Origin of the sequence: Gephyromycinifex aptenodytis (genome assembly GCF_012277275.1) — a bacterium.
Lineage (GTDB): Bacteria > Actinomycetota > Actinomycetes > Actinomycetales > Dermatophilaceae > Gephyromycinifex > Gephyromycinifex aptenodytis.
In genome coordinates this window covers 427,752-448,647 of record NZ_CP051155.1, presented here as the reverse complement: position 1 = coordinate 448,647, position 20,896 = coordinate 427,752, and the positions used below count along the sequence as shown (strand labels likewise).

20 protein-coding genes are annotated in these 20,896 nt (G+C 67.5%); 17 read left to right on the top strand and 3 right to left on the bottom strand.

Features of this window, described 5'->3' with window-relative positions:
* From G9V96_RS01905 to G9V96_RS01880, 6 genes are all read left to right on the top strand, one after another.
* Positions 1-660, top strand: coding sequence for an HAD family hydrolase (locus tag G9V96_RS01905; protein WP_168581520.1), 660 nt, complete (start codon positions 1-3; stop codon positions 658-660).
* Complete coding sequence (locus tag G9V96_RS01900; RefSeq protein ID WP_168581519.1) at positions 657-1,646, top strand: GNAT family N-acetyltransferase; 990 nt, start codon at positions 657-659, stop codon at positions 1,644-1,646. Before G9V96_RS01905 ends, G9V96_RS01900 begins: the two co-directional genes overlap by 4 nt.
* A 75-nt stretch (positions 1,647-1,721) precedes the next feature.
* Positions 1,722-2,888, top strand: a complete 1,167-nt coding sequence (locus G9V96_RS01895) for a site-2 protease family protein (RefSeq protein ID WP_168581518.1) — start codon at positions 1,722-1,724, stop codon at positions 2,886-2,888.
* Between the two features lie 33 nt (positions 2,889-2,921).
* Positions 2,922-4,052, top strand: coding sequence for a tRNA (adenine-N1)-methyltransferase (locus G9V96_RS01890; protein ID WP_168581517.1), 1,131 nt, complete (start codon positions 2,922-2,924; stop codon positions 4,050-4,052).
* Positions 4,049-5,695, top strand: a complete 1,647-nt coding sequence (gene arc / locus G9V96_RS01885; RefSeq protein ID WP_168581516.1) for a proteasome ATPase — start codon at positions 4,049-4,051, stop codon at positions 5,693-5,695. The genes G9V96_RS01890 and arc overlap by 4 nt, the downstream gene beginning before the upstream one ends.
* 121 nt (positions 5,696-5,816) lie before the next feature.
* Positions 5,817-6,995 (top strand): thiolase family protein, encoded by a 1,179-nt coding sequence (locus G9V96_RS01880; RefSeq protein WP_210424440.1) that lies wholly within the window; start codon positions 5,817-5,819, stop codon positions 6,993-6,995.
* Between the two features lie 113 nt (positions 6,996-7,108).
* On the opposite strand, the gene G9V96_RS01875 is transcribed toward G9V96_RS01880, so the two are convergent.
* The 3 genes from G9V96_RS01875 to G9V96_RS01865 all read right to left on the bottom strand — a co-directional run bounded on the left by G9V96_RS01875 (position 7,109) and on the right by G9V96_RS01865 (position 9,839).
* A complete protein-coding gene (locus G9V96_RS01875) occupies positions 7,109-7,507 on the bottom strand; it encodes a DUF3054 domain-containing protein (protein WP_168581515.1) in 399 nt (132 codons plus the stop codon).
* 32 nt (positions 7,508-7,539) lie between these two features.
* A complete protein-coding gene (locus G9V96_RS01870; protein WP_168581514.1) occupies positions 7,540-8,526 on the bottom strand; it encodes a ribose-phosphate diphosphokinase in 987 nt (328 codons plus the stop codon).
* Positions 8,527-8,849: 323 nt separating this feature from the next.
* On the bottom strand, positions 8,850-9,839 hold the full coding sequence (locus G9V96_RS01865; protein WP_168581513.1) for an alpha/beta hydrolase: 990 nt from the start codon (positions 9,837-9,839) through the stop codon (positions 8,850-8,852).
* 84 nt (positions 9,840-9,923) lie between these two features.
* Here G9V96_RS01865 and dop point away from each other — a divergent pair, with 84 nt between their 5' ends.
* The 11 genes from dop to tatC all read left to right on the top strand — a co-directional run bounded on the left by dop (position 9,924) and on the right by tatC (position 20,779).
* On the top strand, positions 9,924-11,456 hold the full coding sequence (dop, locus tag G9V96_RS01860; protein ID WP_168581512.1) for a depupylase/deamidase Dop: 1,533 nt from the start codon (positions 9,924-9,926) through the stop codon (positions 11,454-11,456).
* A 104-nt stretch (positions 11,457-11,560) separates the two neighbouring features.
* A complete protein-coding gene (bioB, locus tag G9V96_RS01855) occupies positions 11,561-12,808 on the top strand; it encodes a biotin synthase BioB (protein ID WP_168581511.1) in 1,248 nt (415 codons plus the stop codon).
* A gap of 165 nt (positions 12,809-12,973) precedes the next feature.
* Entirely contained in the window at positions 12,974-13,168 is a 195-nt protein-coding gene (locus G9V96_RS01850) for a ubiquitin-like protein Pup (RefSeq protein WP_168581510.1), read from the top strand.
* Positions 13,165-13,992 carry a proteasome subunit beta gene (prcB, locus tag G9V96_RS01845; RefSeq protein WP_168581509.1) on the top strand — a complete coding sequence of 276 codons (828 nt, stop codon included), beginning with the start codon at positions 13,165-13,167 and terminating at the stop codon, positions 13,990-13,992. Before G9V96_RS01850 ends, prcB begins: the two co-directional genes overlap by 4 nt.
* Complete coding sequence (prcA, locus tag G9V96_RS01840; protein ID WP_168581508.1) at positions 13,989-14,837, top strand: proteasome subunit alpha; 849 nt, start codon at positions 13,989-13,991, stop codon at positions 14,835-14,837. The genes prcB and prcA overlap by 4 nt, the downstream gene beginning before the upstream one ends.
* Positions 14,838-14,870: 33 nt before the next feature.
* Entirely contained in the window at positions 14,871-16,265 is a 1,395-nt protein-coding gene (gene pafA, locus G9V96_RS01835; protein ID WP_168581507.1) for a Pup--protein ligase, read from the top strand.
* Between the two features lie 177 nt (positions 16,266-16,442).
* Positions 16,443-17,465: an FKBP-type peptidyl-prolyl cis-trans isomerase gene (locus G9V96_RS01830; protein ID WP_168581506.1), complete on the top strand. Its 1,023-nt coding sequence runs from the start codon at positions 16,443-16,445 to the stop codon at positions 17,463-17,465.
* A 42-nt stretch (positions 17,466-17,507) separates the two neighbouring features.
* Positions 17,508-18,527 (top strand): helix-turn-helix transcriptional regulator, encoded by a 1,020-nt coding sequence (locus tag G9V96_RS01825; protein ID WP_226913380.1) that lies wholly within the window; start codon positions 17,508-17,510, stop codon positions 18,525-18,527.
* Positions 18,524-19,546, top strand: a complete 1,023-nt coding sequence (locus G9V96_RS01820) for a helix-turn-helix transcriptional regulator (protein WP_168581505.1) — start codon at positions 18,524-18,526, stop codon at positions 19,544-19,546. Before G9V96_RS01825 ends, G9V96_RS01820 begins: the two co-directional genes overlap by 4 nt.
* A gap of 110 nt (positions 19,547-19,656) precedes the next feature.
* Positions 19,657-19,974, top strand: coding sequence for a Sec-independent protein translocase subunit TatA (gene tatA, locus G9V96_RS01815; RefSeq protein WP_168581504.1), 318 nt, complete (start codon positions 19,657-19,659; stop codon positions 19,972-19,974).
* A gap of 4 nt (positions 19,975-19,978) precedes the next feature.
* Entirely contained in the window at positions 19,979-20,779 is an 801-nt protein-coding gene (gene tatC, locus G9V96_RS01810; RefSeq protein ID WP_226913378.1) for a twin-arginine translocase subunit TatC, read from the top strand.
* The last annotated feature ends 117 nt before the right edge of the window (positions 20,780-20,896 follow it).

Here is a 20,896-nt window from a genome sequence, read left to right as displayed (position 1 = left end):
ATGAACATGCAGCTTCCCGCGGCGGTCCTATGGGACATGGACGGCACCCTCATCGACACCGAGCCGTACTGGATGGCCGCCGAAACTGAGCTGGTCGAACGCTTCGGCGGGACGTGGTCCCACCAGGACGGCCTGGCCATGGTCGGCAACCCCTTGGATGTTTCGGCGCAGATCCTGCGCGAACGCACCCCGGTGGATCTGCCGATCCGGGCGATCGTGGAGGAACTCCAGTCGGGGGTGATCGAAGCCATGCGAAAGGAGATGCCCTGGCGCCCCGGCGCGCGCGAACTGCTGCTGGCGCTGCGGGAGGCGGATGTTCCGTGTGCGCTGGTGACCATGTCGTGGCGGCCGATGGCGCAGGTGCTGCTGGCTGCGTTGCCGCGCGACACCTTCGGCGCGGTTGTCACCGGTGATGAGGTCACGGTAGGTAAACCGGACCCGGAGGCCTACCTCACCGGCGCGGCCCAGCTGGGGGTGGCTATCGGTGACTGTGTGGCCATCGAGGATTCACCTTCGGGGGTGCGTTCGGCGCTGGCCTCTGGCGCGCGCACCCTGGGCATTCCCCACATGGTCGAGTTGCCCGAGCTGGCAGGCCTGTTCCGGGTGGACTCGCTGGAGCGGGTGCAACCCGGTGACCTACTGGCCCTGACCACGGCATGATCCCGGCGCCTGATCCGGAGGCGGACCGGCTGAGTGTGCGTCGGGCCGTCCCCGACGGTCTACGTGATGTCGTCGGCGTGGTACTCAGCCAGGACGAAGAAGCGCTGACCTTGCTCCCGGAGGCAGGCGGCCCGGTGCGCATCCCCCGCGCGCATATCACCGCCTCGCGGGTGGCACCGCCTCGCGCGGTGCGCCCCAGCTCATCCCCGGCCGACCTGCACCGAGTGATGGCGGGACATCTGCCCGCACCGGAACGGATGCGGCTGGGAGGATGGTTGCTGCAGGCGGCCCATGGCTGGTCCTGGGAGGCCAACGCGGCGCTGGTAGTGGGTGACCCCGGAACGGACCCACGTATCGCGCTGGCCTCGGTCGAGGACTTCTACCGTCGCCGCGGGTTGACGCCCCGGGTTCAGGTGCCGCTGCGAGCGGCGAGCGCCGACAGTCACCGCGCCCGGCCGGACGGCGATGCCTCGGCGCTGGTACCGCTGCTGGACGAACTCGGTTGGACGAGCTTGGCGAGCACGAACGTGTTGGTGGCCGACCTGCGCGCGAGCCGCAGCGGCGGCGAGCCGCGCTCGGAGGCCACCGCGTCTGCAGAGACGGTGATCGGGTGGGCCCGCGAGCCGGATGCCGACTGGTACTCACTCTGGCTCGCGGGCCGAGCCCCCGCGGCGGCCCGCGAGGAGATCCGCACGGGGCCGGCCTACTATCTGACGCTGCGGCAAGCGGCCGCCCCGGTCGCGATCGGGAGGCTGGCCCTCTCACGCGGTTGGGCTGGGTTGTCCCAGATAAGCGTGACCCCGCGATTGCGTCGTCGCGGACTCGGGCGGCAGGCCAGCGCCCAGATGCTCGCCCAGGCCGCTTCGCTGGGGGCACGGTTCGCCGTCGTACAGGTGCCGGAAACCGATTCGGCGGCGCTTGGACTCGGCGCGGCTGCGGGCTTCACGCTCCATCACCAGGTGCACTACCGCTGCCTAGCGCGGTGAACGGAACCGCTCGGGGTTGAGGATGGCGCTCGCGCCCACCGGCGCCGCCGCCGGCGGCCCCGTACCCTCGACTGCATGAACCCCACCTTCCCGGAGCGCACCGTGACCGGCTGGCGGATCACGGGGCCCGGCGGGGTTCCGGTCATCATCACACCCAGCTGGCTGGTCTTGGCTGTACTCATCGTCATGTACTTCGGCCCGCAACTGAGGCTGTCCCTGCCGGGGCCGCAGGCCTACCTCGTCGCGTTCGCCTATGCGGTGCTGCTGCTGCTGTCGGTGCTGGTCCACGAGGCCGCGCATGCCTTGGCGGCCAGCGCCTTCGGCTATCCGGTGGAACGAATCGTGGTGAACCTCTTCGGGGGCCACACCGCATACAAGACCTGCGATGTCTCCCCGGGACGGCTGGCAATCGTCTCCGCGGTGGGCCCGTTGGCCAATGGCGCGCTCGCTGCCGTCAGCTTCGGGTTGCTCAACCTGGCTCACGGGCAGGTTTCGTGGTGGCTGCTTGCTGCTGCGGTGGCCACCAACGCGCTGATCGGCGCGTTCAATCTGCTGCCGGGGTTGCCGTTGGACGGCGGCTTCGTCCTGGACGCGCTCATCTGGAAACTCACCGGTAAGCGTCACTTGGGGCTTCGATTCGCGGGCTGGGCCGGGCGAGTGCTGGTGGCCCTGCTGCTGGTGTGGGCAATCGTGTTGCCCTTGAGCAGTGGGCGTACGCCGTCGTTTTTCGTCATCGCCTGGGCTGGTCTGATCGGGGCTGTGTTGTGGTCCGGGGCTTCCTCGGCAATCGACAGGGCGCGCACTGTGCAAGCGCTGGAGCGAGTGCTGCTGGAGCCGCTGCTACACCCCGCGATCTGCGTTCCGGGCCGGATGCCGCTAGCCGAGGCGCTGGCGCACGCCGAAACTGGCGCGCGCACCGTGGTCGTCTTGTCCACGAACGGCAGCCCGCAGGGTGTGCTCGCCCCGCTCGAGCTGGACGAATTGCCGGCGGAGGGCCGCCACGATCTGCTCAGCGCACCCGTATCCGCCTTCTGCCTGCGCCAGCCGCCAGGCTGGGTGCTGGAGGCGGGGGAGCGTGCCTGGGGCCCGGCCAGGATCCTCGAAGCGATGCGCAGCGCCCAGACGCCCATGGTTCTGCTGCGCGGCGAACACGGAGATTCGGTGGTGCTGGCCAGCGACCTGCAGCAGGCTCACGACCTGGAGCAGAGCGGGGTGCAGACGACTCGGGCGAGGCGGGGGTAGCTGGCAGCGTGCAGCGCCCTAGACTTGGCGCCCATGGACTCCTCCCTCCCCGAACCCACCGGCGTCACCTTGCGTCGCGGCCCCTTCCAGGTTGGAGACAGGGTCCAACTCACCGACCCCAAGGGTCGCCTACACACCATCACTCTGCAGGCCGGCGGACAGTTCTTCACCCACCGCGGCAGCCTGGCCCACGACGACATCATCGGCGCCCCCGACGGCTCGACCACGACGAACACCTCGGGTGTTGAGTACCTTGCGCTGCGGCCCCTGCTGTCGGACTACGTCATGTCCATGCCGCGCGGCGCAGCCGTGGTGTACCCCAAGGACGCCGGTCAGATCGTGGCCATGGCTGACATCTTCCCCGGAGCCCGCGTCGTGGAAGCGGGGGTGGGTTCGGGTGCATTGTCGATGTCACTGCTGCGGGCCGTCGGGGATGCCGGATCCCTGCATTCCTTCGAGCGCCGCGAAGACTTCGCCGAGATCGCCAAATCCAACGTTGCCGCCTTCTTCGGCGCACCGCATCCCGCCTGGCAGGTGACGGTCGGGGACCTGGTGGAGTCCTTGCCGGCAGCCGTGGAGCCGGGCAGCGTAGACCGGGTCGTCCTGGACATGCTGGCCCCCTGGGAGTGCCTGGACGTGGTGGGGGACGCGCTGACTCCCGGCGGTGTCCTCATCTGTTATGTCGCCACCGCGACCCAGTTGTCTCGGGTCGCAGAGGACATCCGCGAACACGGCGGGTTCACCGAACCCTCGGCGTGGGAGTCCCTGGTGCGCGGGTGGCACCTGGAGGGCCTGGCAGTCCGGCCGGAGCATCGGATGCACGGTCACACCGGTTTCCTCATCACCACCCGGCGGTTGGCCCCCGGGGTGACGCCCCCGCTGCGTAAACGGCGCCCGGCGAAGGGTGCCTACGGCGAAGACGCAGCCGACATGCCCTCCCGCGAGAACGACTGGAGCACCGAAGCGATCGGCGAGCGGCAGATCTCGGACAAGAAGGTCCGCAGACTGCGCCGAGCGGCTGACGCGGCAGCTGAGGCCGGCAGCACGCAGGAACGAGAGAACCGCGCCGAGCAGGCTGCCGAGGCCGTCGACGTTACCGACACCGCTGAGGGCAGGCCCGTCTGCAGCGCCGATGAGATCGTTGAGCAAGGTGAGGTGACATGAGCTCCGAGGCTACTGACCCGCAGGTGCAGATCGCTCGTTTGGAAGCCGGCCTGAGCACCCTTCGGCGCCGCAACGAGGAACTCACCCGGACGCTGTCCTACGCCCGCGATCAACTGTCGGGGCTCAAGGCGCAGGTCGCGGCCCTGGGGGGCCCGCCCTCCACCTACGGCCAGGTGCTCGCCCCACCCGCCCAGGACACGGTCGATGTGTTGACCGGCGGGCGCAGGATGCGGGTCCAGATCTCACCCGATGTGGATCAGGGCAGCCTCGTCCTGGGCCGTGAGGTGCGCCTCAACGACACCCTGGCCGTGGTGGACGTCGGACAGTTCGAGGACCTCGGGCAGGTTGTCACCGTGCATGAGACCCTCGACGACGACCGGGTGGTCGTGGTCATCCACGGTGAGGACCAACGCATTGCCCGCCGGGCTGCGCCGATGGCACAGACGCCGCTGCGTGGTGGGGACCTGGTTCTGCTCGATACCCGCAGCAACTTCGTCTACGAGGTCGTCCCCAAAGCCGAGGTCGAAGATCTCGTACTGGAGGAGGTCCCCGACATCTCCTATTCCGACATCGGCGGGCTCTCCGGGCAGATCGAAGCGATCCGGGACGCCATCGAGCTGCCGTATCTGCACCCCGAGCTCTTCCGGGAGCACCACTTGCGCCCGCCCAAGGGTCTGCTGCTGTACGGCCCTCCCGGCTGCGGGAAGACACTCATCGCCAAGGCGGTCGCGGCTTCGTTGGCCCGCCAGAGCTCCCAGCTGAAGGGGGAGGCCGGCACTAAGAGCTACTTCCTGAACGTCAAGGGCCCAGAGCTGTTGAACAAGTACGTCGGCGAGACCGAGCGCCAGATCCGGTTGATCTTCCAACGCGCCCGTGAGCACGCCAGCGGGGGAGCGCCGGTGGTCGTGTTCTTCGACGAGATGGACTCGCTGTTCCGCACCCGCGGTTCGGGTTTGTCCTCCGATGTGGAGACCACGATCGTGCCGCAGCTGTTGGCCGAGATCGACGGCGTGGAACGCCTGGACAATGTCATCATCATCGGCGCCAGCAACCGCGAGGACATGATCGACCCGGCCATTCTGCGCCCGGGGCGCCTTGACGCCAAGATCCGCATCGACCGCCCCGACGAGGAATCCGCGCGCGACATCTTCGGCAAGTACCTCACCGCTGACCTGCCGCTGCACGATGAGGAACTGGCTGCACACGGTGGCGACGCCCAAGCCACGATCGCGGCGATGATCGACGCTGTGGTCCAGCAGATGTATGCCCGCACAACGCGCAACCGCTACCTGGAGTTGGTGTACGCCAATGGGCACAGCGAGGTGCTGTACTTCGCCGACTTCACCTCCGGGGCGATGATCCAGAACGTCGTCGACCGCGCCAAACGCAGCGCCATCAAGGACCTGCTGAGCGGCGGCGGTCGAGGCCTGACCACGGCTCATCTGGTGCAGGCCTGCTTGGATGAGTTCACCGAGAACGAAGACCTGCCCAACACCAGCAACCCTGACGACTGGGCACGGGTTTCGGGACGCAAGGGTGAACGCGTCATCGAGATGCGGCGCCTGGCCGCCCAACCCGTTCAGGCAGAGCCCGAACCAGTCCGAGCTGTTGAAGGCGTTAAGACCCCAGGGCAATACCTGTAGCTCGACATCGCCGGCAACGTGCGCGAAAGCACGTCGGTGCAGCGCGACGTGGGGCTCGATCAGCACGGCGATACGGCCTAGCCTGACCGGAAGGTAACTTCGTGGACAGGAAGGTTCGATCATGCAGGCGGACAGGATCGTCGTGCTCGATGGAGCACGGACCCCGATCGGTAGTTTCGGTGGGGTCTTCAAAGATGTGCCGGCGCACGTGTTGGGCGCGCACGCCGCCCGCGAAGCCCTCCGCCGCAGCGGTGTCCCCGGACAGGACATCGCCGAGGTCGTCATGGGGTGTATCGGCCAGGTCGGGCCGGATGCGTACAACGCGCGCCGGGTCGGTATCGAAGCCGGACTGCCCGAGAGCGTGCCGGCGTTCACCGTCAACCGGCTCTGTGGCAGCGGCTTGCAGGCGGTCTGGTCAGCGGCCCAGGAGATGCGCTGGAACGGCCTGGACTTCACCCTGGCCGGTGGTGACGAGAGCATGACCCGGATGCCGTTCTACGACTTCGGAGCCCGCAACGGCTACCGGTTGGGGGATCGGGCACTGGTCGATGGCACCATGCTGATGCTGACCGACCCCTTCCACGGCATCGGGATGGGCGTCACGGCCGAGAACGTCGCCACGCGGTACGGGGTCTCCCGGGAACAGCAGGACGAGTTCGCGCTTCGTTCCCAGCAGCGCTGCGCCAGCGCGGCGGCCCAAGCGGCGTTCGCTGAAGAGATCGTGGCGGTGCAGACCGGTGGGCGTAAGCCGGTGACCGTGTCGCAGGACGAACACCCCAAGCCCGACACCACGAGGGAAGTCCTGGCGGGGTTACGCCCCGCCTTCGCCAAGGACGGCACCGTCACCGCCGGGAACTCCTCCGGCATCAACGACGGGGGCGCAGCCGTGGTGCTTGCCCGCGAGCAGGCTGCCCGTGAGCGGGGCCTGACCCCGATGGTGGAACTCACCGCCGTCGCCACGGCCGCGATGGAGCCTGAATACATGGGGTACGCACCCACGCCTGCGCTGAAGAAGCTGTTCGCCATGACCGGAACCAGCCCGAGCAGCGTCGACGTGGTGGAACTCAACGAGGCCTTCGCCTCCCAGGCGGTAGCGGTCATCCGCGACGCGGGGCTGGATGAGGAGAAGACAAACCCGTACGGAGGGGCCATCGCGCTGGGCCACCCGGTCGGGGCCACCGGCGCAATCCTAACCCTGCGCGTTGCCAAGCACCTGGTGCGCCGCGACCTGGAGACCGGCATCGTGACGATGTGCATCGGGGGCGGCCAAGCCCTTGCCGCCCTGTTCACCCGCGTCTGAGAACCGCACGCGCACAGCAGGGGCCGCCGACCCACTCGGGTCGGCGGCCCCGCTGCGTTGACTTGAGGTTGCCGGGTGATCGAGCGCCTCTCGGCGCTGATTGATCGCCGGTCTCAGGCGTGCGGCGCCGCGCTGCGCCGGGCCAGGATCGCCCTGGCCACCGCGCGCCAGCCGAGCAGGATGAGCGCTGTGACCGCTGTGGTGACCAGGATGAAGGACACGGCGGTGCCGGCCCCGCTCAGCGCCCGCAACAACATCCCGCCCGCGACCGTGGCGAGCCACACCACCACCCCGCCGGCCAGATCCGTGGGGGCGTGGCGTCGCCACAGCCACACGATCACCCAGCCGAGCCCGGCGCCGGCGAGAAAGGGCCAGGCCGTTGTGAGCACACCGACCAGGCCACCCGATTCGGCGTGCGACCGACGCCCGATCGCTGCGAAAACCAGCACACCCAAAGCGTCCACAAGGGCGGCAACAGGTGCCGAGATTCGTCCTGTGATCCGGTCAGTCATCAGGTAGCGCTCCGATCTGTCTGCGGTGAGCTTCAGCCAAAGTTCAAAGACAGCTGCGGTGAACCGTGTCGCGGATCGACCCCGTCGAAGAGGCTGCTGACCGATTCACCGATGTGGATACGGGCGATCGCCTCCGCGAAGAGGTCGGCCACCGAGCGCACGATGAGTTTGTCGAGTCCCTCGGGGGCCGGAACGGTGTCGGTGGTGACGATCTCGGTGATGAGTTCGTGGGCGTTCAGCCGCTCCACGGCTTTGCCGGCGAACAAACCGTGCGTGCACACCACCGAAGCGCCGGGGCAGCCCTCCTCAGCGAGCTTGTCCAGAAGTTCGATCATGGAGCCGCCGGTAGCGATCTCGTCGTCCAGGACGATGGCGCGTTTGCCGCTGACGTCACCGACGATGGAGTCGATGACGACCCGGTCGTCAGCCAGCCGTTGCTTGTTGCCGGCAGCCACCGGAAGCCCCAACAGGCGAGCGAAGAGAGTGGCGGTCTTGGCGTTGCCCAGGTCGGGGGAGACGACGATGTGTTCGCTCAGGTCGCGCTCGTTGTCTTGGAAATGCGCAGCGAGCGCGCCGATAGCCGTCAGATGGTCCACCGGGCAGGAGAAGAAACCGTGTACCTGCGGGGCATGCAGCGCCATCGTGATGACCCGATCTGCGCCTGCGGTGACGAGCATGTCGGCGACCAGACGCCCGCCCAGAGAGATCCGGGAGGCGTCCTTTTTGTCCGAGCGGGCATACGAGTAATGCGGCATGACGGCGGTGACATGCGCCGCTGAGGCGCCCCGGGCGGCGTCGATCATCATGAGCAGCTCCATGAGGTGCTCCTGTGTCGGGGGTACCAGCGGCTGCACGATGAAAACGTCGCGTTGGCGACAGTTGACGAGCAACTGCGCTTGCAGACAGTCGTTGCTGAACCGGGCGATATCCACCGGCGACAGCGGAACTCCGAGATGCTCGCAGATTCGCCGGGCGAGGGGTTCGTGGGCCGATCCGGAGAAGACGATGACGTCACGCACGTGGAGATTCCTCGCAGGGCAGAACGAGTGGGGCATTTGCAGCCTAACCCCCTGCGGGGCCGGCACCGGCGGGTGCTGGTTCGGCAAGCTCGAATCCGACGGGCAAGGCCGCAGCTGAGGCTCACTCAAGCGAACCTGGGGCGCGCGGCGTCTCCGGGGTTAACGGAATGGTTGCGCTGAGAACCCACCGCGCATCGACCGGTCCCGCGCTGCAGGTCCCGGAGCTGTCCCAGGCAGATGAGGCGTTGCTGCAGTCGCGGGCGCGTGGACTGCAGCACTGCGGAGATGGCCGCCGAACTCGGATTGGTCCAGCCCCGTTTCGATCAGGAAATGACCTGCCCCCCGGCCAGGTGGCGGCGGATCTCGTCCCGGATTTCGCTGCGATGGGCCCAGGTCGAGGGCGCTAGGGCGGGCATGCTGGCGAATCCGTGCGCCGCGTTGGGATAGTCCGTGGCGAGCACCTGAACCCCGCTTCGGCGCAGTTTGTCGGCGTACGCCCGGCCCTCATCACGCAGCGGATCCAGCGCAGCGGTCTGAATGAGGGCAGGCGGCAGGCCGCGCAGGTCGCCCTGCAGGGGAGAGATGCGTGGGTCAGCCGGGTCGAGAGCGTCGGCGCCGCTGCCACGGTAGAGGCGGAAGAAGGTGTCGGTGTCGCGGCGCGTGATGAGCGGCCCGCGGGCATGCTCAATCTTGCTACGCCGCAGACACGTGGAATCCACGCTGGGGTAGATGAGCACCTGGTGGCGCAGGGTGGGACCGCCCTCATCCCGGACCTGCTGGGTCACCACGGCAGCCAGGTTCCCGCCCGCGCTGTCGCCCATCACGCCCAGCCGCTCAGGATCCCCGCCCAGTCTGGCCACGTGCTCACCGATCCAGCGGGTCGCGTCCAACGCATCCTGCAGCCCGGCCGGGGCGACGTGTTCGGGTGCCAGCCGGTAGTCGATGCTGACGATGAGAACCTCCGCCGCATCGGCCAGCCACGAGCAGAACGGGTCGTATTCGCTGGGTGCACCAAAGACCCAACCGCCGCCGTGGAAGAAGATGACCGTTGCCACCGGCGCGCGCCCATCGGCCGCGGCCGGGCGATAGACCCGCGCGGCGATGGTCCCGTGCCGACCGGGGATCTGCAGCGGCTCAATCCGTACCCGGGGCACCACCGGCCCGCTCATCAGCCGCCACAACGCCGACTGCACCGGATGGGCGGCCGCGCTGCGGCGCCGCGCGATACCCGCAGAATCCAGGTCGGTAACCCCCGGACCGCCGAGGCGGACCACGAAATCGGCAATGCGCAGTCGCCACGGCAGGGGATTCATGAGCAGCATCTTTGCTCGCACCAATCCGCTCGGTCCACTCGAGAGTGCCCCGCCGAGTCGGTGCCCGCCCGTAGGCTGGTGCGCATGACGGTGCGACGGGCGATGGGTATCGAGACCGAATACGGCATCAGCGTCCCTGGCCGGCCGGCGCTGAACCCCATCCTGCTGTCCGGTCGGGTCGTGACGAGCTATGCCGACGCCGGGCACGGGCAGGCACATCGCACGAAGTGGGATTACGCCGGGGAATCACCGCTGGCCGACGCGCGCGGCTTCACGATGAGCCGAGCGGTGGCGCACAGTAGCCAGCTCACCGACGAATGGGCCGATGACCCGGCCGTGGCGAACGTGTGCCTACCCAACGGGGCACGCTTGTACGTCGATCACGCCCACCCCGAATATTCCTCCCCGGAGGTGGCCACCCCGCGGGAGGCGCTGATCTGGGACCGTGCCGGCGAAGTAGTGATGGCCGAGGCCGCCCGCCTGGCCGCCTCCGACATCGAACCGCCGATCGACCTGTACAAGAACAACACCGACGGCAAGGGTGCCTCCTACGGCACTCACGAGAACTACCTGGTCTCCCGGCACACCCCGTTCGAGGACATCGTTGCCGGGATCACCCCGTTCTTTGTGGCCCGCCAGATCATGTGTGGCGCGGGCCGGGTGGGAATCGGGCAGAACTCCGAAGAGCCCGGTTATCAAATCTCCTCGCGGGCGGACTTCTTCGAGGCCGAGGTGGGCCTGGAGACGACCTACCGCCGTCCCATCGTCAACACCCGCGACGAGCCGCACGCCTACCGGGATAAATACCGGCGCCTGCACGTGATCATCGGCGATGCCAACCTGTGCGACGTCGCCAACCTGCTCAAGATTGGCACCACGAGCCTGGTCCTGGGCCTTATCGAAGCCGGCAGGGTGCCCAGCGAACTGCAACTGGCAGACCCGTTGCGGGCGCTGCGGACGATCTCTCACGATCCCGACCTGGGCGCCACCGTGGAAACCCGCGACGGGCGTCGCCTCACCGCTGTGGACCTGATGTGGTCCTACTACGAACTGGCGGCCGAGCACTGCAGTGAGCTTGCCGGTGGCCGCCTCGAAGACGCCGACGCCGACACCCGGGAGGTGCTGGATATCTGGGAAACGCTGCTCAGCGACCTGGGCACCGATCCCGCAACCTGCGCCGACCGCGTGGACTGGATCGCCAAACGGCAACTGTTGGAGGGCTACCGGGCCCGGGACGGGCTTACCTGGCAGGACTCGCGGCTATCCCTCATCGACATTCAATGGTCGGACCTGCGAGCAGGCAAAGGGCTCGCGCGCAGGCTCGAGGCGCGCGGGCGAATGCAGCGTCTGGTCAGCGACGACGAGATTGAACACGCCGTGACCCATCCACCTGAGAGCACCCGGGCCTACTTCCGCGGGCAGTGTGTGCGCCGGTACCCGGGCAACGTCGTGGCAGCCTCATGGGAGACCGTCCTGTTCGATCTACCCGGTCAGCGAGCACTGCAGCGGTTGTCGATGGGGGAGCCCTTCCGGGGCAGCGCTGCCCTCACCCGGGAGCTGTTCGAACGACACAGCGAGGCCGCCGATTTGTTGCGTGAACTCAGCGACGACATCTGAGGCACTGTCGCCCTCGCCTCATTGCACGGCGACCAGGCACTAAGCGCTACCTGCGGCGTCTATGTTGGGAGCCAACCGATCCGCCCACGAGAGGTACACCAGGCATGGAATTCATCGACAGTCTCGTTGAGAAGGCTCTGCAACGGCAGCCGATCACCCGTGAGGAGGCGCTCGCCGTGTTGCGCACGCACGACGCCGACATCCTCGACGTCGTTGCCGGTGCCTACCGGGTGCGACGTGAGTTCTTCGGGCGGCGGGTCAAGCTGAACTACCTGGTCAACATCAAGTCGGGTCTGTGCCCCGAGGACTGCTCTTACTGCAGCCAACGTCTCGGCAGCCAAGCCGAGATTCTCAAGTACTCCCTGGCCAAGCCGGACGCAGTGCTCACCATGGCCAAAGCCGGCGTCAACGGCGGCGCCAAACGGGTTTGCCTGGTCTCCAGCGGACGCGGGCCCAGCGACCGCGACATCACCAAGGTCACCGACGCCATTGAGGCACTCAAGGGGGAGCATCCGGACGTCGAGGTGTGCGCCTGCCTCGGGCTGCTGAAGGAAGGTCAGGCCGCGCGGCTCGCCGAGGCCGGCGCCGATGCCTACAACCACAACCTCAACACCGCCTCCGAGCGCTATGACGACATCTGCTCCACGCACACCTTCGAGGACCGCGTCGACACGGTCGTCAAGGCCCACGCCGCAGGGATGTCCGCCTGCTCGGGGCTCATCGCCGGCACCGGCGAAAGCGATGCGGATCTGGTCTCGGTCGTGTTCAGCCTCAAGGAGCTCGGCGCCGACTCGATCCCGGTCAACTTCCTCATCCCCTTCGACGGGACGCCGCTGGGTGAGACCTGGAACCTCACACCGCAGCAGTGTCTGCGCATTCTGGCCATGGTTCGCTTCGTCTGCCCCGACTCCGAGGTGCGGATCGCCGGTGGGCGTGAGATTCACCTGCGCACCCTGCAGCCGCTGGGGTTGCACATCGCCAACTCGATCTTCCTGGGTGACTACCTCACCAGCGAAGGACAGGCGGCCATCGCCGACCTGGAGATGATTCGAGACGCGGGCTTCATCGTCGAGGACAAGGAGAGCGAGCCCGGCCAACTTCTGGCGCACGCGGGCGGCGGCATCGAAGTAGAGACTGTGGAAGCCGGCTGCGGCGGGCAGAGCGGGTGCGGCGCAGACAGCGGCTGCGGTAGCCAGGGTTCCTGCGCAGGCGAGCCCGGGACGGTGGCGCAGACCGGGATCGACGAAGATGCCGCCGATCGAGTTCTTGCCGGGATGCTTTCCGGGGTCGGTTCCGAAGAGGTCCGGATCCGCCAGCGCGGTATCGGTACGGACGTCTCACCGAACGCCTGAACCTACCCAGCGGCCGCGTCCACGCTCCTGCGGGCGGGTGCGACGCGGCCGCTGCGCAGGGGTGTGCGGCGACACGGGGTTTGGCGGGCCGGGCAGGATCGCTCGTCTCGTAGGGTTGAGCGTGCCCCCGCCTGTTGGCGGGAAAATCTCAGACGAGGAGTGGTCATGGCCGGTCAGGAGCAGATCCGTGCGCAGCGACGCGATGGGGATGAAGCACCGACGCCTCCGCCTGCCCCCACAGGTGAGCGGGTGGCCGCAGTGAACGCGGACATCGACAGCGTGCTGGACGAGATCGATTCGGTCCTGGAATCGGATGCCGAAGAGTTCGTCCGCGGCTTTGTGCAGAAGGGCGGCCAGTGACCCCGTCCGGGCACGCCGGTCTACCCGCGGCATATCTCCAGTCGGGGACCTCTTCCTTCACGGACTTCGTGGCCGACCTCAGCCCAGAGCTGCTCCCCGGGCGCCGGGTGCTTCCAGGCGCGGTTCCCGAGGCGCTGGCACCGCATGGCACAACCATCGTCGCCGCCAGCTACCAAGGCGGTGTGGTCATGGCGGGGGACCGGCGCGCCACGCTGGGCAACATCATCGCCAACCGCGACATCGACAAAGTGTTCGTCACCGACGAGCACTCGGCCGTTGGTATCGCTGGTACAGCCGGGATCGCCGTGGAACTGGTCAAGCTGTTCCAGGTCGAACTGGAGCACTTCGAGAAGATCGAAGGCGTCCGGCTCTCCCTGGAAGGTAAAGCCAACCGGCTGGCCACGATGATCCGCGGCAACCTCGCCCTGGCGTTGCAGGGGCTGCCGGTTGTGCCGCTGTTCGCCGGCTATGACGCCCACGCGGGCCTGGGCCGTATCTTCAGTTACGACGTCGCGGGCGGGTGTTACGAGCAGCACGACCACCACGGGGTGGGCTCCGGGGCCATCTTCGCCCGGGGGTCGTTGAAGAAGCTGTGGCGCCCTGACCTGGAGCTGGAGGATGCCTTGCGGATCGTGGTGGAGGCCCTCTACGACGCAGCCGACGACGACTCGGCCACCGGCGGGCCCGACCTGGGCCGGCGGCTGTGGCCGACCTGCGCGGTCGTGCAGGCTGACGGCGCCTACCTGGTACCCGATCAGCGGCTTGCCGAGGTGGTTCAGCAGATCGTTGCGGCCCGTGACGGTAACCCCGGAGGTGCCCGATGAGCATGCCCTTCTACGTTTCACCCGAGCAGCTCATGAAGGACCGTGCTGACTACGCCCGCAAGGGGATCGCCCGGGGGCGTTCGGTGGTGGTGCTGGCCTATAGCGGCGGCATCGCCTTCGTGGCGGAGAACCCCTCGCGCGCGCTGCACAAGATCAGTGAGATCTATGACCGCATCGGCTTCGCGGCCGTGGGCAAATACAACGAATTCGAGAACCTGCGGGTGGCCGGCGTCCGTTATGCCGACCTTCGCGGCTACTCCTACGACCGTGCCGACGTCACCGCCAGGGGTCTGGCCAATGCGTACGCCCAAACCCTCGGCACCGTCTTCACCCAGGAATCGAAACCTTATGAGGTGGAGATCGTGGTGGCAGAGGTCGGCAGTACCGATGAACAGGACCAGATCTACCGGCTGACCTACGACGGGTCGGTCGCCGACGAGTACGGATTCGTGGCGATGGGCGGGGCCGCGCAACCGGTCAGCGCGACGTTGTCCCCGCGGTGGCGCCCCGGGCTGACACTGGCTGAAGCGTTACACCTGGCCGTGGACGCCTTGGCCACCGACCCCGCAGGCGGGGCGGCACGGGAGTTGGGAGCCGAACAGCTGGAGGTTGCCGTTCTCGATCGCGCCCTGCCGCGTCGGGCCTTCCGTCGCATCCCGGCCGCGCCCCTGGCCGAGTTGCTCGACCAGCCCCGACCGGCAGGCGGCGGGCAGGCACGGGCCACCTCTTCGGCGCAATCGAAGGGCTCGCGAAGCACCACCGAACCGGTCGCCCCCACCAGCAACCCCCAGACCCAGCACCCCGATCACAGCGAACGCGACGGCGGGTCACCCCAGCGCGGCTGACCGTCCCGGCCCGGCGCGCCGTAGAGTCTGGTTATGGACAGGCGTATCTACGGTCTTGAGACGGAGTTCGGCCTCACCTGCACCCAGGAGGGGAAGCGGCGGCTGGCACCCGATGAGGTCGCGCGCTATATGTTCCGCAGCATCGTGGCCTGGGGGCGCAGCTCAAACGTCTTCCTCGGCAATGGCGCCCGCCTCTACTTGGATGTCGGCAACCACCCCGAGTACGCCAGTGCCGAATGCGACACCCTGCCGGACCTGCTCGCCCAAGACCGGGCGGGGGAACAGATCGTGCAGTCCCTGGTTCAGGAGGCAACCGCCCGGCTCGCCGAAGACGGGGTGGACGGCCGGATCTACCTCTTCAAGAACAACCTGGACTCGGCCGGGACCTCGTACGGCTGCCACGAGAACTACCTGGTGCCGCGCACCCAAGATCTGAACCGACTTTCGCGGGCCCTGTTGCCCTTCCTCATCACCCGCCAAGTGATCGTGGGCGCCGGGCACATTCTCACCGAACCGGATGGGAGTTCGCGTTACTGCCTCTCCCAGCGCGCCGACGTCATGTGGGAGGGCGCCAGCAGCGCCACCACGCGCTCCCGGCCCATGATCAACACCCGGGACGAACCGCATGCCGATGCCGACCGGTTCCGCCGGTTGCACGTCATCGTCGGCGACTCCAACATGAGCGAGACGACCACCCTGCTCAAAGTGGGAGCCACCGACCTGGTGCTGCGGCTACTGGAGGCAGGCGTCGAGATTCCTGACCTGACCTTGGGTAGCGAATCCAAAGCGATCCGTGCCATCAACCGCGACCTGACCGGTTCGATCCCTGTGCCGCTGGCCACCGGCATCACGATGACGCCGGTGCAGATCCAGCGTGAGTACCAGCAGCGCGCCGCGGATTACCTCGCCCAGCACGGACCGGCGCGCCCGCTGGATGAACAAGTCCTGGATCTGTGGGATCGCACCTTGAGTGCGGTGGAGACCGGCCGTTGGGAACTGGTCGACACCGAGATCGACTGGATCATCAAGCATCGGCTGTTGACCCGTTACGCCCAGCTACACGATCTTGAACTGGGCGATATGCGGATCCGCCAGCTGGAGCTCAGCTACCACGACGTGGACCCGAGCCGGGGCCTGTTCGCCCGACTGCGCGAGCGAGGCGGCGTGACGTGTGTGGTGGATCAGGCTGCAATCGATGCGGCCCGCACTTACCCACCGAGCACGACGAGGGCCCACCTGCGGGGCATGTTCGTGCGCGAAGCCGACCGGCGCGGCCGCGACTACACAGTCGACTGGTCACACCTGCGCCTGAACGACCAGGCGCAGCGCACCGTTCTGTGCAAGGACCCTTTCCTGGCCCAGGACGACCGCGTGGAGCACCTCATGGAGCTGTTGGCCGACCCCGCTGCGGATCTTCCGCCGCGGTGAGGCGCTGATCGGCGCAGACCTCAGGGCATTCATCGCATGGCGCAGTACCGGCAAAGGTCACGGACGGCCAACGATCCGCCTAGTTTCCACAACTCGCCAGGGGAGCGTGCTGGCTCAGGCAACGCGAGCGTTATGGTGAATCTCGCTGTCCCATGTCCATATAACGAAGGTCATCGAGTGAAATCTCTACGTCTGCGCCTCACTGTGGCGGCTCTTCCAGTGGCCCTCGTGCTTGCCGGATGCGGTTCAGAATCCTCTACGCCGGAGGCGACCGGTTCAGGCTCGTCCAGCCCGAGCGCCACGAGCGCCCCGAGCGCCACGAGCGCCACTGCGGCCAGTACGCCTGCCCTGGACGGGATCAAGGTCAGCGGCGCCAAGGGCGCCAAGCCGAGCATCAAACTGCCCACGACACCGTTCACGGTCGCCGAGTCCGGGCACCGCGTCATCGACGAGGGCAGTGGTCAAACCATCATCGAAGAACATTCGGTGACGGCCAACTTCCTCTTGCTCAACGGCAAGAACGGCAAGGAACTCCAGTCCAGCTTCGGCCAGCAGGTCGTGGGCCTGTCGATGTCGGATAAAGCGCTGCAGCCGGCTATCCGGGCCGCTCTGCTGGGCCAGAAGGTCGGCTCGCGGGTGCTCGTCGCGGTACCGGCGCGCGAAGCGATCGGTGAGCAGGGCAACCCGCAGATGGATGTCGCCCCCGACGACACGCTGCTGTACTTCTTCGAGATCACCGACGCCAAGACTCCGCTGAAGGAGGCCACGGGCACACCGGTTCCGCCCAAGGAGGGCCTGCCCAAGGTCACGATGGGCAAGACACCGGCTGATCCCGCGACCTTCACGATGCCCGCCGGGGACCCGCCGAAGGAGACGGTCATGCAGCCGCTCATCATCGGCAAGGGCGCCAAAGTTCAGCCTGGGCAGACCGTGCGAGTCACCTACACCGGTGTCACCTGGCGCGACCCGAAGAACCCCTTCGACTACTCCGGTAGGACCCCCCAGGGCTACGCCGAGTTCCGCGTCGGCGCTGGCCAGCTCATCAAAGCCTGGGACGAGAAGATCCCGGGCAACACGGTCGGTTCGCGGCTGTTGCTGGTCGTCCCACCCAAGGACGGCTACGGCGAGAAGGGGCAGGGGGAGCAAATCAAGGGCGACGACACTCTCGTCTTCGTACTGGACATCCTCGACGCCAGCTGAGCACGGCTTCGAATCGAACGTGTGTCGGGTAGCGTTCGGCTCATGAGGTCTACGCCCATGGCTGCGGCCAAAACCGAACGCCTCCTCAACCTGGTCATCTGTCTGCTGTACACCCGTCGGCCCCTGACGAAGTCCCAGATTCGTCAGGCGGTCGAGGCGTACGCACGTACCAGCAGCGACGAAGCGTTCGACCGTATGTTCGAACGAGATAAAGACGAACTTCGCGCCCTGGGCATACCGCTGCTCACCGAGCCGGTGGAGGAGTTCTTCGAGGACGAACCGGGGTACCGGATCGACCGACGCGAGTACGCGCTACCCCGCATCGACTTCGCACCGGATGAGTTGGCCTTGCTCGCCCTGGCGGGACGTACCTGGGCGCAGGCGTCCTTGGCGGGACCGGCTGCCCAGGCGCTGCGCAAACTGCGCGCCGACGGGGTCGAGCGGGACAGCGATTCCTTGATCGGAGTCGAACCCCGGGTCCGCACCACCGAGCCGGCTTTCGACGCGGTACGTCGCGCGGTCGTGGAGGCCTACCCGATCCGCTTTGATTACCGCGCTGCGCGAACCGGGGAGGTGACTCGCCGACATGTTCAGCCGTGGGGGATCGCCGCCTGGCACGGCCGCTGGTATCTGACTGCGTTCGACCTCGACCGGGACGACACTCGGGTGTTCCGGCTGGGGCGCATCGAAGGCGCCGTGCACAAAGCCGGGCCGGCGGGCAGCTACGACATCCCGCAGGATCACGAGCCCCGCAAGCTGCTGGCTCGTCAGGCCCGTGACGGCGAGTCCATCACCGCCCGGCTGCGGCTACGGCCCGGTTCGGGGCATGCCCTGCGCCGCCGCGGGGAGGTGGTGCGCTCATCAGCAGCGGCTCCGGACCTGCCATCGGCGCTCGCCGACTGGGACTGCATCGAGTTCGCTGCTCACGACATCGAGATCCTCGCCGACGAGCTGGCCGGCTTCGGGCCCGATATCTTCATCGAGGCACCGGCCGCGCTTCGCGACGCGGTGCTTCGCCGATGGCAGGGCGCCTGGGACGCGCACCGGAAGCAGGCATCATGAGCCCGGCACGAAAAGGCGCGGGCGGCTCCGGGCAAGAGTCCGCGACGGCCCGCCTGACCCGGCTGCTGACGATGGTGCCGTGGCTGCTGAACCGTCAAGGCGTGGACATCAGCGAGGCGGCCGCGGAGTTCGGCGTCAGCGCGCAGCAGATCGAATCCGACCTGGCGCTGCTGTTCGTCTGCGGCCTGCCCGGGGGCATGCCCGATGACCTCATCGAAGCCGAGTGGGAAAGCGGCCGGGTCTACCTCGGCAACGCCGACACCATCGCCCGTCCGCTGCGGTTGGGCATGGACGAGGCGCTCACTCTCATCGTCGGGTTGCGCACGCTCGCCCAGGTCCCCGGCATCGTGGACCGTGAGGCGATAGAGCGCACGCTCGCCAAGTTGGAGCAGGCCATGGGCCAGGGGCAGGCGGCGAGTGCGGATGCGGCCAGCGCCCGCATCCACGTCGACATCGCTGCCGAAGCACCTCCGGAGCATCTGGCCGCCCTGCGCACCGCCCTGGATCAGCACCGCAGGGTGCACCTGCGTTACCTGGTCCCCTCTCGGGATGAGAGCACCGAACGCGACGTCGACCCGATGCGGCTGACGAATGTCGATGGCCGCTGGTACCTGGAGGGATGGTGCCATCGCTCCAACGGCACTCGGTTCTTCCGAGCCGACCGCATCGAGGCGGTGCAGGTGCTGGATGTGGACGGCACCCCGCCACCGCAGGCGCGACCTCGGGACCTGGACGCGGGGCTGTTCCAGCCCCGTCAGGACGATCTCCTCGTGACTTTGCGCCTCGAACCGCAAGCGTTGTGGGTTGCCGACTACTACCCCCACGAAGGGGTGGAGTACAGCAGCGACGGCGGCGCCGTGGTCCACCTGAAGACGCCTGACACCACCTGGCTTCGACGCCTGCTGTGGCGGCTGGGCGGCTCGGCTCATGTGGTGCAGCCGGCAGCCTTGGCCCGCGAGGTCGAGACCGGCGCAGCTCAGGCGCTGCAGTTGCACCGCAGCGACGTGAACGAAGGATGACTTCCCACCAACTTCTGGGCCCTGCGCCACAGGAGGGTCCCGTTGCGTTCCAGGCGAGGCCGTAGACTGCCTGGCACGCCTGCTATTCAGCCTGATGAAAGGTCTTCACGATGCCCGCATGGCTCGGCGGTCCCGAGGTAGTCGTTCTTGTCCTCGTCATCGTCATCGTTTTCGGTTGGAAGAGGCTTCCTGACGCCGCGCGCAGCCTGGGCCGCTCGATGCGCATCTTCAAGGCCGAGGTCGAAGAAATGAAGGAAAAGCCCAGCGCAGCCAGCCGCGACACCGTCCGGGGCGAGGCCCGCGAAGGCTACCGCGAGGACGGCTACCGCGAGGAGACCTACCGCGCCGCCGAGCAGGACGCGGTTCACCGTGAGGAACCTCGCCCGGCCACTGGCGACAGCACGCAGACCCCGCCGCCTGTGCACTGAAAGCATGCCCCGACTGCCTCGCCGCAAGAGCCGCGACCCGCAGGGCCGCATGGCCCTGGGGGATCACCTGCGAGAGTTGCGCAATCGCGTCCTCGTCGCAGCGATCGCCATCGTTATCGCGGCCGTACCCGGATGGATCTGGTACAAGGACCTGCTGTCGATCCTCACCGCTCCGATGCGCAGCGCCGGCGGTCGTATCAACTACCCGAACCTGACCGACCCGTTCACGGTCCAGTTCAGTGTGGCGTTGTTCGTCGCCTTCTTGCTCAGCAGCCCGGTGTGGCTCTACCAGATTTGGGCGTTCATCGTCCCGGGCCTGACGAAGAAAGAAAAACGCACCGCGATTGCCTTCATTTTCTGTGCAGTCCCGTTGTTTCTCAGTGGTTGCTGGCTCGCCTATGAGACCTTGCCGAAGGCGGTAGTCATTCTGCTGGGGTTCACCCCGGAGGACGCCAGCGCGATGAACATCATGCCGGCCAGCGACTACCTGCGATTCGTGACCCGTTTCATTCTTGCCTTCGGAGCTGCTTTCCTGCTGCCGGTCTTCCTGGTGGCACTGAACCTGGCGCACGTACTGTCTGCCGAACTCATGCTTAAAGGGTGGCGAGTCGCGGTCATCGGGCTGTTCTTCTTCGCTGCGATCATGACTCCGACCCCGGACCCGTGGACGATGTTTTCGCTGGCGCTGCCGATGATCGGCTTGTATTACCTCGCGTGTGGCATCGCCTGGCTGATCGACCGGCGCCGGGCCAAGGACCGCCCGGATTGGTCGCAGGTGTCTGACGACCAGGCCAGCCCGCTCTGATCGGGGACGAACCGCACCGGTGGGGCACTAGGCGGCGGCGAGCTCACGGGCTGCGGCCTCTGCAGCGACCCGCCGAGGTCCGCGCGCGCCACTAAGGGCGGCCTCACGTAGCCTGGC